This is a genomic window from Paenibacillus sp. FSL M8-0142, from assembly GCF_038597315.1.
GTDB classification, from domain to species: Bacteria; Bacillota; Bacilli; order Paenibacillales; family Paenibacillaceae; genus Paenibacillus_AQ; species Paenibacillus_AQ lactis.
Genome location: NZ_CP152008.1, coordinates 5,011,401 through 5,024,668, shown reverse-complemented (window position 1 = coordinate 5,024,668; position 13,268 = coordinate 5,011,401). Strand labels below are relative to the sequence as shown.

Genomic DNA, 13,268 nt, shown 5'->3' with positions numbered 1-13,268 from the left:
AGGCCATTGCCGGTCCTCCTGCCACTCCCGCCCCCGCTCCGCTTATCCAGACAATCCTTTACCCGGGCCGCTGCGGTATTCGCTGGGAGTCATGCCCGTCCATTTGCGGAACAGCTTGGAGAAGTAGAGGGCATCATTGAAGCCGACCGAAGAGGCGATCTCTTGAATCGAAAAGGATGTCCTCAGCAGGGATTTCGCCTTCTCCATTCGCACCTTCATCAGATACTGCATCGGGGATAACCCGGTATGCTGCTTGAAGGCCTTCGAGAGATGGGCGCGGTGGTAACCGAGCGTGCTCGCCAGCTGCCCGATCGACAGCTGCTGGTGATATTGCGTCGAGATGAGGCGCTCCGCCTGCCTTACACCGCGTTCAATATCAGCTACATCCCGCTCCCTTGAAGGCAGATGCTGCTGATTCAGCATGGCAAGCTTGTATAGCAGCAATCGGAGCCAGGCCGAGCCCTGCAGATCCTCAAGCCGCGGATAATCCGACTGATTGAAGCCGAGGCGAATGCGGCTGTACATGGATTTAAGCTCCTTCAGCTCCTCCGGGTCTTTGCAGCGGATGACCGGTCTTGCGGCGGTAATCCCCATATCCGCAAGCAGCAAGGGAGCCCCTTTCTCCTGAAAGGCGACCCAATGATAGTGCCATGGATTCCGGTCGTCCGCCTGATAACTGAACAGAACGCCCGGAAGAATGATGAACGTATCACCCGCCTTGCAGGGATATACCTTGCCGGCGCATTCGAATATGCCTTCGCCGTCGGTCACCGTATGAATTAAGCAGTAGTCGTGGATGGCCGGTCCGATTTTGTGCCTTGGTACCGGAATGCCTTCTCCGCTGAACAGCATGGTTAGGTCATGGGCGCCCGGGGAAGGGTTCATGCCGATCGCGTACAGGGAGTGGTCAGGCAGGATGGACATCGTGTATCAGCCCCCTTTGGAGGATTCCTTGTTCAATAATCTTAAGCCCTGAATGCATCTTTAAGAGTCACCCATAGATTAATGGATGAAACGACAAATGTCCATATCGCCCTTGTTTTGCTCCATATTCAAGGATGCAGGAATCACATATAGTTATTCATGTGAAAGCGCATGAATACATTGGGTTTAAGGAGGGCGTTATTATGTCCAAGATTACATTTATCGGAGCGGGAAGCAGTGTTTTTGCCAAAAACGTACTGGGAGACTGCATGCAGACTCCGGCGCTGCAGGGGTTCGAGCTTGCCTTGTTTGACATTGATCCCGTAAGACTGAAAGACTCCGAGAACATGCTGAATAATATAAAGAAGACGAGCGGCAGCACCTGCGTCATCAAATCCTACAGCGACCGCAAGGAAGCGCTCCGGGGCGCGAAGTACGTGATCAATGCGATTCAGGTCGGCGGTTATGACCCATGCACGATTACCGATTTTGAGGTTCCGAAGAAATACGGGCTGAGACAGACGATTGCCGACACCGTCGGGATCGGGGGGATATTCCGCAACCTGCGCACGATTCCGGTCATGCTGGATTTTGCGGCCGACATCCGGGAGGTATGTCCGAATGCCCTGTTCCTGAACTATACGAACCCGATGGCGGTATTGACCAATGCGATGAACACGCTCGGCGGTGTTCAGACGGTAGGTCTGTGCCACAGCGTGCAGGCATGCATTCCGCATCTGTTCGATAATCTCGGGATGGACAAGGAAGGCGTGCAGGCCAAGATTGCAGGCATCAACCATATGGCCTGGCTGCTCGAGGTTACGAAGGACGGCGTTGACCTCTATCCGGAAATCAAGCGGCGGGCTGCCGAGAAGCAGAAGGAGAAGCATCACGATATGGTACGCCTGGAGATGATGCTGAACTTCGGCTACTATATTACCGAGTCCTCGGAGCATAACGCCGAGTATCATCCGTATTTCATTAAGCGGAATTATCCGGAGCTGATCGAGCGCTTCAACATTCCGCTGGACGAGTACCCGCGCCGCTGCGTGAATCAGATCGAGGGCTGGAAGCAGATGCGCGAAGAGCTGGTGAACAATAAAGATTTGACGCACAAGCGCTCCCATGAGTATGCGTCTTATATTTTGGAAGCGATGGAGACGAATGTTCCTTTCAAAATCGGGGGGAATGTGATGAACACCGGCTTGATCACAAATCTGCCGAAGGAAGCGTGCGTCGAGGTGCCGTGCCTGGTGGATGCGAGCGGCGTGACGCCTACCTACGTGGGCGATCTTCCACCGCAGTGCGCTGCGCTGAATCGCACGAATATCAACACCCAGCTGCTTACGCTGGAAGCGGCTGCGACCGGCAAGAAGGAGCATATCTATCATGCGGCGATGCTGGATCCGCATACGGCGGCAGAGCTGTCCATGGACGACATCAAGAGCCTGTGCGACGATCTGATCGAGGCGCACGGCGATTGGCTGCCGAAATTCCACTAAACGAAATCACAGGCTTCTTGAATAGAAATAGCAAGCGAGGCGGGAGGTATTCCCGCCTTTTTTGCGTGGGCAGACGGGAGTTTGGCTGCTCATTCTATATTGACGGGGCGGGCTCGGAATAGAAGGCGGTATCTTTTTTACTGATGGAGTATAGCACCGGCATTGTAGTACCAAATATTGGATCAACAGCATTGCAGCACCAGCACAGCAGCACCGAAAGGTGCACCGGCCTCCATCAGCCTTTCACCCCCTCTGCAATCGGCAGCCGGATTAGAAATGTCGTACCGGACAGCGGCTCGCTGCTGACGGATACGCTTCCGTTCATCGCGCGGATGGCCTGGTAGGAGAAGGTTAATCCGAGTCCGGTTCCGTTCATTTTGGTGGAATAGTAAATGGAGCCCAGCCGGTTTAACTGCTCCTCGGTCATGCCGATTCCGTTGTCCTCGATTTGGATGACGACATGAGGCGGCTCCTCCCGAATCGAAATCTCCACCGTACCTTTGGTGACGTCCTTGCTGGCTTCGATGGCATTCTTAATGAAATTGACCAGCAGCTGCTTCAGCTCCGCTGTGCTGCCGGATATGAAGATCGGCGTCTGGGGGCAGCGGACGTGAAGTGCGACATTATTCATATTCGCATAAGAGGTCATAACCTCGACAACGGCCTGCATTTGGGAAATAAGCTCAAGTCGCTGCTGGAGCGAAGCGGCCGGCTTGCTGATGGACAAATATTCGGACAAAATCTGCTCGGTTCGCCGGATTTCCTCCATGCTGATTTCGAGAAACCGGTTCATTTTTTCGGGAGAGAAGGTTCCGCTCTTCATTAATTGCAGGAAGCCCAGGACGGTGGTTAACGGGTTGCGGACTTCATGGGCGAGCGAGGCGGCGACATGATTGACGGCCTCCGCTTTCTCGTTCTGGATATATTTCAAGGACAGCTCTTTGTCGGTTACCGATTTGTTGAACAGTGTGATCAGCAGCCAGATGCCAAGGGAATTTTGAACAGGGATGGCCAGAATGTTAAATACCAATTGGTTCATAATGTAATCAGGCTTCGTGATGTAGAGTACGGTAAGCGGGATGAAGGAGAAGCTGATTCCGGCCGTAAAAACGATCCATAGCCGATGCCGCGTTCTCTGATACACCGATGCGAGCATGACCGATAGCGGAAACGTAATCACAAGAATAATGATGGCGTCGATCACCCCGGTGCCGCCGATGTATAGCCGGTAGATCATAAATTCGACGAGTAATATCCAGCCCGTTGTCAGCCCTCCGAACAGGATGCCGAAGAACATAATGACATAGCGGATATCGAAGATCAGCCCAGCCTGCACCGATGAAGCGAAGGTCATGGACAGGATCAGGCAAAGCGAACAGATCATGATGATGAAGCTGCGGGAATAGTTGACGGTCAGATTCCTGTAATAGATGTTGTAGACAACGGAAGGCATTAACGCAAATAAGAGCTGCAGTAGAGTATCCTTAATCACAGTCAGCAGACAACACTCCTTTACTTGCTTCGCTAGGATAATTAGATTCCATTCCTCCACGTTTGCTCATGATCAACGCCCTCCAAAAATTCGACGCCTACCTTTCAAAATCCTTGGGGTTCATATTTCGGATTCAAAATTTATCTGTACTAAAGAAGAAATGAAGGGACATATAAATTCATCGAGAAAACGCTTCCGGCGAAGCGGCAGCACAATTCCGGCATTTTTGCCGGAGGAACGAGCACGATGAGCACATTATTTGTGAATGGAGGGTTCACGAGTGAAGCTGAAAATCGTTATGAGACCCGTCTTCATTCTGTTGTTAGCCATTTCCTTCTTTATTGCCGGATGCCAGGGCGTTACGCCGCCATCGGCAACCGAGCCTCCGCCGTCCGGGGGAGAAACGCCGCCGTCCGGAGGAGAGACACCGGCCCCGGGGGGCAAGGATGAGCCGGCACCGCAAGGAGATCCGAAGGCGACGCCTAGAAACGAAACGCTGTATGTGAACGGCCTGCAGTGGGGGGCACCGACGAATTTCAACCTGCTCAGCGGGAACGCCGCGTTTCCGATCAACTATGGGAACTCCCGGGAATTGGTCTACGAAACGCTGTTCATGGTCAACCAGCTGACAGGGGAGCTGGAGCCGCTCCTCGGCACCAAGTACGAATGGACGGACGATCTGAACATGAAGGTTGAGCTTCATCCGGAGGCCAAGTGGAGCGACGGAAAGCCGTTCACTTCGGAGGACGTTGTTTATACGTATCAGCTCGGCAAAAAATACGACATCAATTGGAGCAGCTTCTGGACGTATATTGCGGACGTAAAGGCCGATGGCCCCCATGCCGTAATTATTACGTTGAATGAAAAAAATCCCAACAAGCTGACCGTGCTGGACAGCATTGAGCTGATTCCGATGCTGCCGAAGCATGTCTGGGAAGAAATCGAGAAGAAGGCGGGCAATGATCTTGCGACGATCCGTAAGGAAGTGAACGCCGACCCGATCGGAACGGGACCGTATAAGATGTATTTTTACAATGACCAGAAGATCACGATCGTCCGGGACGACAACTACTGGGGGCAGGTGCTGTTCGGCAAGCTGCCGGCACCGAAATACATTACCCACGTCATCTACAAGGATAACGCCGCGGGCGACTTGGCATTCAAGAGCGGTCAGGTCGACGTATCCCAGCAGTTCATTCCGCAGGTATGGAAAATGTGGGAGGACGGCGCCCCTGTCCGAACATACCTGAAGGATGCGCCGTACTATTTGCCGGGCTCCATGCCGTCCATCTTCTTCAATATGTCGAAGCCGGGGCTTGATAACCCTGATGTCCGGAGGGCGATCGCCATGGCGATTGATTACGGGAAAATCTCGGAGCTTGCCATCAGCGGCTACTCTGCGCCAATGGAGCCTTCCTTAACGCTGAACACCGATGCCGAGTCGAAATACGTGGATCAGGAGGCCATCAAGCCGCTGCAATGGACGACCGACGTGGAGGGCGCAAACGCCTTGCTGGATTCGATCGGAGCCAAGAAGGGCAAGGACGGCATCCGCGTTTTGAACGGCACGCGGCTGGGTCCGTTTGAAATCGAATGCCCGTACGGATGGTCGGACTGGAACGCAGCGCTGGAGATCGTTGCCCAGAACGCCAAGGCCATCGGCATCGAGATCCGCACGAAATTCCCGGAGGCGCCGGTATGGACCAACGATCTGCAGACCGGCAAATTCGACATCATCATGAACACGCCGGCCGGCGGCGTCAACCCAAGCCAGCCTTGGGACCGCGCCAGAACGATCATGTATTCCAAGGGCGTTGCTCCGATCGGCGAGATGGCGTTCTGGAACTGGGGCCGTTACAAGAATGACCAGGCGGATGCCATCATCGAGAAAATTCCGGCGACGACGGACGAGGCGGAATTGAAAGCGCTATATACCGAGCTCACCCAAATCTGGCTGAAGGACATTCCGTCCATTCCGCTCATGTACCGCCCTTGGGTGTTCGATACCGTCAATGAATCGGTTTGGAAGGGCTTCCCGAGAGAAGGCGACGGCAGCAATATCCCGCCTCAAATCTCGATGGATGGAGCAGGCATCAAGGCGCTGTATCAGATTCATAACTGATTGTTAAATCAAACGCGCGTGAAAGACCTATATTAGCGGACGAATGAGGCCCTGATATAGGTCTCTTTTCCAGCGAAACATGTCGCGACAACTTACAGGCCATGGGGGTGAGCTGCTTGAGCGTTTACGGAAAATACATCGTCAAGAAGTTCTTCTGGTATTTCCTTACGCTGGTCATTGCGGTCGGGCTTAATTTCCTGCTGCCGCGCATGATCGAAGGCAATCCGGTGAGCATGATCGTCTCGGAGATGACGCAGGGCATGACGGACAGCGACACCATTAAGCGGGTGTACGAGACGTTCCTTATTGAGTTTGGCATCGACAAGCCCTTGGGCGAACAGTTTTTGATCTATGTGAAAAATCTGCTCAGCGGCAATCTGGGCACGTCCTTCGGGCTGTATCCGAAGCCCGTCACGGAAATTCTGGCCTCCGCCGTCCCGTGGACGATCGGCCTTCAGCTGCCGGCCATCCTGGTCGGATGGCTGCTTGGCAATATCCTCGGCGCCGTTGCCGCATACCGCAAAGGCGTGTTCGATAAAGTGATTTTTCCGGTCGCCTTGTTCGTGAATTCCATCCCGTTCTTTACGCTGGCGATCATTATGCTGTACGTGTTCGCCCTGTCCCTGAATTGGTTCCCGCTGCACGGCGGCTATGACTACCAGCTGGTGCCTTCCTTAAGCTGGGAATTTTTCGCTTCGGTCATCCGCCATCACACGCTGCCCTTCCTGTCGATCGTACTCGTCACGATCGGGGGCCAAGCGATCGGCATGCGGGAAATGTCCATCTACGAGCTGAACTCGGATTATGTGCTCTACAGCAAGCTGCTCGGCATCCGGGATTCCCGGATTGCAAGATATGTGTTCCGCAACGCCATGCTGCCGCAGATTACAGGGCTTGCCCTGTCCATCGGCACCATGGTCGGCGGCTCCCTGATCTGCGAGATCGTATTCAGCTATCCGGGCATCGGCACCTGGATGTTCACCGCCATCCGGCAGCTGGATTATCCGCTGATTTCGGGCTGCACGCTGCTCATCGCGATTGCCGTGCTGCTCGCCAACTTCACGATCGATATCATATACGGCTGGATCGATCCGAGAATCAAGGCCGCGCAGATGGAGGATCAGTGATATGAACAGTTCATTCCGCATCTTGATCAAGTCGCCGAAGTTCATGTTCGGGGCGTGCACGCTGCTGGCCATGATCGGTCTTGTGCTGATCTATCCGCTGTTTAACCGCAGCGACCCGCTGGAGATGATCGCGCTTGCGTACCAGCCGCCCGATGCCAAGCTGCTGCTGGGCTCCGACAACTTCGGCAGGGATTTGTTTCTGGAATTGATCTACGGTATCCGCACATCGCTCCAGGTGGGGCTTATTGCCGGCGTGTTCGCTACCGCGATCGGGCTCGTGATCGGACTGACCTCGGGATATATCGGCGGCATGATCGATAACCTGCTGACCGCGGTCACGAATATTTTCATCGTCATTCCGTCCTTTGTCATTCTCATTCTGATCTCGGTCAGCATCGATTCACGGAGCTCCTTCGTGACGGCGGTCATCATCGGGGTGACCAGCTGGCCGTGGACGGCGCGGGCCGTGCGGGCCCAGACCTCCTCGCTTCGGAACCGGGATCACGTGAATATCGCCAAAATATCCGGATACAGCACGCCGCGGATCATCGTGTCTGAAATTCTTCCGTATATTGCTTCCTATGTCGTCATGGCCTTCGTGCTGCAGACCGCGTCGGGAATCCTGTCTGAGGCTTCCATCTCCATGCTTGGACTCGGCCCGTACAATACGATTTCGCTCGGCATCATCATGAACTGGGCGCTCGTGTTTGAAGCCCCGGTAGCCGGCGCATGGTGGGCGTTCATTCCGGCGGCGATTTCGATCGCCATGATCACGTTCTCCTTGTACATGATGAATACGGGCATGGACGAAATATTCAATCCGAAGATTAGGAGCTGATGGATGACGTGAGTACGCATATTCTGGAAGTCAACGAATTGAAGACGTATTACCGGACCCGGCTCAAGGAGCATGTCTATGCGGTGGATGGCGTCACGTTCGCGCTAGAGGAGGGAAAGACGCTCGGCATCGCCGGCGAATCGGGCTGCGGCAAATCGACGCTGGCCTTAAGCCTGATGGGATTTTACTTTCCCCCGCTTCATTTCGGAGGCGGCTCCATTATCGTCGGCGGAAGGGATATCATGAAGCTCGGGAAGGAGCAGCTGCGCTCCCAAGTGTCGGGCAGGGAGATCTCCTACATTCCGCAGGCGGCAATGAATGCGTTGAATCCGACGCTGCGGATCATTCGTTTCATCGAGGACATCATGAAGGAGCATCGGCCCGAGCTGACCAAGAAGCAGGTATGGGATATGGCCGCCGAGCGGTTCGAGACGCTGAACCTGTCGCCGAGGGTGCTGAATGCGTATCCGAATGAGCTGTCGGGCGGCATGAAGCAGCGGACCGTCATTGCGATCTCCACCATTTTGAACCCGAAAGTGCTGATCGCGGACGAACCGACCTCCGCCCTGGACGTTACGTCGCAAAAGGCGGTGATCAAGCTGCTGAAGAGCTTGCTGGACAAAGGCTTTATCCGGTCGCTCGTCTTCATAACGCACGAGCTGCCGCTCTTGTACCATGTCACGGATGACATTATGGTCATGTACGCGGGCGAGATCGTGGAGCGGGGAACCGCCGAGCAGATGATCTTTGATCCGATCCATCCATATACGAAGAAGCTGATGGGCTCCATCATCGTGCCGGAGGAAGGCATGAAGGGCCATAAGCTGGCGGCCATTCCGGGAACGCCGCCGAACCTGAAGAACGTCCCGGAGGGCTGCCGGTTCGCGGATCGCTGCAAGTATGCCCAGGAAGCGTGCCGCCAGGGAAAGATTGCGAACAAAACCTTGGGGGACCGGACGTACCGATGCATCGTCGAGCCTGAAACGCTTAGGGAGTGGTATGCGAATGAAGGGGAATAACGTGCTGATCGAAGGAAAGAATCTGACGAAGGTATTCGGCTTCGGCGGCAACAAGACGACCGCGGTTGACAATGTCAGCTTCGCTTTTCATGAAGGCGAGATTATATCGATCGTCGGAGAGAGCGGAAGCGGCAAGACGACGCTGGCCAAACTGATTATGGGATTGCTGAAGGAAAGCGCCGGAACGATCGAATATATGGGCAAGCCGAGGCGACTGAAGCGGCATTCGGACCGGAGAAAATATTGGAAGCATATTCAGGCGATCTTTCAGGACCCGTTCTCTTCCTTCAATCAGTTCTATAGAGTCGAGAAGCTTCTCCTCGATTGCATCAAGCTGCAGGGGGAGAAGCTGACGAAGGAGGAGCAGCTGCGCCGCATGAAGGAGGCCTGCTCCTTCGTCAATCTGAAATACGAGGAGCTGCACAATAAGTACCCGTTCGAGCTGTCCGGCGGACAGATGCAGCGGCTTATGATCGCGAGAATTTTTATTCTCCATCCGAAGCTGCTTATCGCCGATGAACCGACCTCCATGGTCGACGCCTGCTCCAGATCGACCATCCTGGATATGCTCCTTAAGCTGCGGGAGGAGAACAATATGACGATTATTTTCATTACCCATGACGTCGGCCTGGCCTATTATGTGAGCGATACGCTTTACATCATGGAGCAGGGGAAAGTGGTTGAGAAGGGGCCGGCCGAGGAAGTCATCCTGAATCCGAAGCACCCGTATACCCGCCAGCTGATTTCCGATGTTCCGAAAATCCATTCGGAGTGGGATCTCGCCTGATTGCTTATCACGCCGGCTGTTGCATGTCAGCACAGAGCTGCCCGTAAACGGAAACGAACCGTTTACGGGCATTTGTTTTTTCGGAGGTGAGAAGCAGCAGGCGGTCAAGGACGTCCCGCTTATTCTATTGGGGCAGATGCAATACTGCAGTCTGTGTGCAAAGATTTTTTTCGTTCGATATTCGCATTTGTGCAAAATTTGCCGATATATCATTTGGCTGCCCTTCGATTCATTCCATGGAGGTAGTGAGACTGGATCGGGCATGGCATCGACAGAATGGATGACGAAGAAGGGATGAACCGCTTATTGAGACACGAAAACTTCTGGACGGCGTTTGCTATCCTCGCCATATACGCGTTGATGATCGGCATGATCATGGTGAGGAGACATAAGCAACGAAATTCGATAAAAGACGACAAAAAAAGACTCGCGGAGGCGGAAAGCAGATTTCGAATGCTGGACGATCTGCTGCATACGCTCGATGTCGGCATCTGGTCTTATGACTGCGGAGCGGGGCGGATTGTTAACGCCTCCCTGGCCTTTCATGAAATGAGCGGCTATTTGGCGGAGCATTTCGAGAACGGCATCTCATGGAGAGCCCTGATTCACCCGGAGGATCTGCCATTGCTTGAATCATGCGTTCTACAGCTGCGGCAGGGAGAAGCTGTCCATACGCAATATCGGATCGTCCATGCCGCGGGCGATGTGCGTTGGGTCCAGGTGAAGATGATCCCGACCATGGATCAGCTGAAGCGGATGGTCCGGGTGGATGGAATCGCGATCGACGTTACTTCCCGCTATAAGATGGAAGAGGCGCTTCATGACATTACGGAGGGCAAAAAGATGGAGCAGGCGCTAAAAGAAAGCATGGAGCGATACCGCAGGCTCGTCGAATCTTCGCCGGTGGCCATTGCCGTATGCAGGCAGCACAAGCTGGTCTATGTCAATCCCGCCGGACTGCGGATTGTGGGTGCCGGCGGCCCGGAGGATTTCCTCGGGACCGATCCTTGGGACTGGCTGTACGAGCCCTGGGAACAGAGCAAGCAGGGCAGGGTCATCGAGCGCATTCGCAAGGGGAATGTCGTCCCTGAAGAGCTGTCGATCCGGAGAATGGACGGGGCCAAGGTGGACGTCATCGTTACGGCATTGCCCGACGACGAAACGGATGCGGTCCGAATTTTCTTCGAGGATGTGACGGCCCGCAAAGCGGCCGAGCGGGCCCTGATCGACAGCGAACGGATCAACCGCCATATTTTGGATATCGCTCCGGTCGCGATGGTGCTTCATTCGAATTTTGAATGTATTTATATGAATCCGGCAGGCATGCGCCTGCTTGGCGTCTCGGATCTCGCTCAGCTTGAAGGGAGGGGGTATGAGCAATTCGTTCCCCCTGATCAGATTGATCTGGTTCGAAGGGAGGTCAAGGGAGTCTATGAGCAAGGGGCCACTGCAACGCTGGTGGAGAGCCAGATTATCCAAATCGACGGCACGGTCATCGATATCGAGGTCGTTACCGCTCCAATCCCTTATATCGGGGACAATACAGCACTGACGATTATCCGGGATATTACGGAGGAGAAGAGGGCGGAGCGGGAGCGGAATGCGGCGGAGAAGCTGATCCGGGAGAGCGAGGAGCGATATTTCCAGCTGCAGATGAGCCTTGACCGGTTCTCCTCGGACCTGTTCGGGATGGTGAAGATCAGTGAACTGAATACAAGGATCGTCGAGGAAATCCAAAAAGTGCTTAAAACCGAGAAGGTCAGCCTCGTCACCTTGAACTGCGGCAGCTCAGAGTTCTGCGTCTCAGGAGGTGTCGGGGAATTCTCCAAAGACGCTCTGTATGCGATTTGCGATCGCCATCCCGAGCAGCTTCCGCTCTGCAAGCTGCACGAGACGTCAGGCGGATATTTCGTGAAGATCGGCGAGATCAACGGGGATCACAGCATGATTTACATCAGCGAGAAAGTGGCGTTGCTTCAGTACGAAGCGATAAAAATATGGCTGGAGACAATCTCGCGTTATGGGAGCGTGCTGTATGATAATTTCCGCGTGATCGAGGATTTGACCGCAGAGCTGGAGAAGCTGGGGCCCTCCCGGCAGCCCGTATGGCTGCTGCGCCTTATGCTTCACCTCTCGGAGAACGAGCGGAAGCGCCTCTCCCAGGATCTCCATGATGCGGCTCTTCAAGAGCAGATTATATGGTACAGAAAGCTGAACCAGATCGTCACGGATACGGAGCTGCCTCCAAAGCTTCTGGGTCAGCTTGAGGAGATTGAGCAGGGACTGCTCGACGTCATCTATCAAATCCGGATTACGTGCAATGAGCTCCGGCCGCCGCTTCTGAAGGAAGAGGGACTTGAACGGTCGCTGGAGGCGCTGTTTGAATTCACGCAGCTGCGTACCAATTATTCCATTTCGTTCGATTGCTCGGCATTCGAAGATGATCTCAGCGACGACAGACTTATCGGACTTTACCGGATCGTGCAGGAGCTTCTTGCAAACGCGACCAAGCATTCCAATGCAACGGAGGTAAAGCTGGGCTTGTCCACCCGATCAGGCCAGGTCATTCTGAATTACGAGGACAACGGCATCGGCATGGAGCTGGAAGATCTGGAGAAGCAGAGGGATCAATTCAGCAGCATGGGCATACACGGGATGAAGGAGCGCGTGCGCTGCATGAACGGGACCATCGCGTTCGCTTCAGCCGCAGGCGGCGGACTGGCTGTATATATTTCGGTAACGGCAAGATAAGCCTGGACCTGGGATGCAGGCTGTAGATCGAGGGGGTTAAGGGATGATTGAAATTTTATTGGTGGACGACCATCCCTCCGTAATGGAGGGAACGAAGATGCTGCTTGAGCAGGAGGAGGATATGAGGGTCATGCTTGCATACACGCCGGAGCAGGCGCTCCAGCTCGTTACATCGCGGCATTTCGATGTGATGCTGATCGATATGCATATGCCGGGCATGAACGGCATTGATTTGGCGAAGAAGATTCTTGGGCTGATGCCGGATGCGATCATGCTTATCTATACCGGCTTTGAAGTGAGCTATCACTTCAATCTGATCATGGATGCCGGGTTGTCAGGCTTTGTACTGAAGACGGCGGGAAAGGAGCAGCTTGTCACGGCAGTCCGGTGCGCCCTTCGGGGGGAGGTCGTTCTTCCGCTCGGGCTGGTGAAGCAGCTTCGCCGGACAACGGGTACCATGCTGGAACGCGCCCCGGGCAACCAAGCCCAGTCGATCACGAACAAGGAATACGACATTCTAAAGGAAATAGCGCGGGGGAAGAGCAATAAAGAAATTGCGGGAACGATCATGATGAGCCAGCGTTCGCTTGAGTACTGTCTAACGAGCCTGTTCCAGAAGCTGAGTGTCAAATCCCGAATCGAGGCTGCCATCAAGGCGAAACAGCTCGGAATCCTGTCTGATACCGATTTTGTGCAAATGCAATAA

At 54.3% G+C, this 13,268-nt stretch carries 10 protein-coding genes; 8 read left to right on the top strand and 2 right to left on the bottom strand.

All coding sequences use genetic code 11. The annotated features are described in order from the left end of the window. Nucleotides 1-42 precede the first annotated feature (42 nt). A complete protein-coding gene (locus tag NSQ46_RS23145) occupies nucleotides 43-924 on the bottom strand; it encodes a helix-turn-helix domain-containing protein (protein WP_007130880.1) in 882 nt (293 codons plus the stop codon). A gap of 203 nt (nucleotides 925-1,127) precedes the next feature. Here NSQ46_RS23145 and NSQ46_RS23140 point away from each other — a divergent pair, with 203 nt between their 5' ends. Continuing rightward, on the top strand, nucleotides 1,128-2,426 hold the full coding sequence (locus NSQ46_RS23140; RefSeq protein ID WP_007130879.1) for an alpha-glucosidase/alpha-galactosidase: 1,299 nt from the start codon (nucleotides 1,128-1,130) through the stop codon (nucleotides 2,424-2,426). A gap of 235 nt (nucleotides 2,427-2,661) precedes the next feature. On the opposite strand, the gene NSQ46_RS23135 is transcribed toward NSQ46_RS23140, so the two are convergent. Beyond that, a complete protein-coding gene (locus NSQ46_RS23135) occupies nucleotides 2,662-3,918 on the bottom strand; it encodes a HAMP domain-containing sensor histidine kinase (protein ID WP_312889664.1) in 1,257 nt (418 codons plus the stop codon). Nucleotides 3,919-4,198: 280 nt separating this feature from the next. On the opposite strand from NSQ46_RS23135, the gene NSQ46_RS23130 reads away from it, so the two are divergent. The 7 genes from NSQ46_RS23130 (at nucleotide 4,199) to NSQ46_RS23100 (ending at nucleotide 13,268) form a co-directional block, all read left to right on the top strand. Next, nucleotides 4,199-6,040: an ABC transporter substrate-binding protein gene (locus NSQ46_RS23130; protein ID WP_007130876.1), complete on the top strand. Its 1,842-nt coding sequence runs from the start codon at nucleotides 4,199-4,201 to the stop codon at nucleotides 6,038-6,040. 116 nt (nucleotides 6,041-6,156) lie between these two features. Then, nucleotides 6,157-7,167 (top strand): ABC transporter permease, encoded by a 1,011-nt coding sequence (locus NSQ46_RS23125; protein WP_007130875.1) that lies wholly within the window; start codon nucleotides 6,157-6,159, stop codon nucleotides 7,165-7,167. 1 nt (nucleotide 7,168) lies between these two features. Next, a complete protein-coding gene (locus NSQ46_RS23120; RefSeq protein WP_007130874.1) occupies nucleotides 7,169-8,005 on the top strand; it encodes an ABC transporter permease in 837 nt (278 codons plus the stop codon). 8 nt (nucleotides 8,006-8,013) lie between these two features. After that, complete coding sequence (locus tag NSQ46_RS23115) at nucleotides 8,014-9,024, top strand: ABC transporter ATP-binding protein (protein WP_007130873.1); 1,011 nt, start codon at nucleotides 8,014-8,016, stop codon at nucleotides 9,022-9,024. Beyond that, the gene (locus NSQ46_RS23110) at nucleotides 9,011-9,811 is read left to right on the top strand and encodes an ABC transporter ATP-binding protein (RefSeq protein ID WP_007130872.1); all 801 of its coding nucleotides are present in this window, start codon (nucleotides 9,011-9,013) and stop codon (nucleotides 9,809-9,811) included. Before NSQ46_RS23115 ends, NSQ46_RS23110 begins: the two co-directional genes overlap by 14 nt. Before the next feature lie 306 nt (nucleotides 9,812-10,117). Then, on the top strand, nucleotides 10,118-12,562 hold the full coding sequence (locus NSQ46_RS23105; RefSeq protein ID WP_342574826.1) for a PAS domain S-box protein: 2,445 nt from the start codon (nucleotides 10,118-10,120) through the stop codon (nucleotides 12,560-12,562). 43 nt (nucleotides 12,563-12,605) lie between these two features. Next, nucleotides 12,606-13,268, top strand: a complete 663-nt coding sequence (locus NSQ46_RS23100) for a response regulator transcription factor (protein ID WP_007130870.1) — start codon at nucleotides 12,606-12,608, stop codon at nucleotides 13,266-13,268.

Coding starts and splice junctions, on each gene's coding strand:
- NSQ46_RS23145 (WP_007130880.1), bottom strand. CDS start 924: ATGTCCATCCTGCCTGACCACTCCCTGTACGCGATCGGCATGAACCCT.
- NSQ46_RS23140 (WP_007130879.1), top strand. CDS start 1,128: ATGTCCAAGATTACATTTATCGGAGCGGGAAGCAGTGTTTTTGCCAAA.
- NSQ46_RS23120 (WP_007130874.1), top strand. CDS start 7,169: ATGAACAGTTCATTCCGCATCTTGATCAAGTCGCCGAAGTTCATGTTC.
- NSQ46_RS23110 (WP_007130872.1), top strand. CDS start 9,011: ATGAAGGGGAATAACGTGCTGATCGAAGGAAAGAATCTGACGAAGGTA.
- NSQ46_RS23100 (WP_007130870.1), top strand. CDS start 12,606: ATGATTGAAATTTTATTGGTGGACGACCATCCCTCCGTAATGGAGGGA.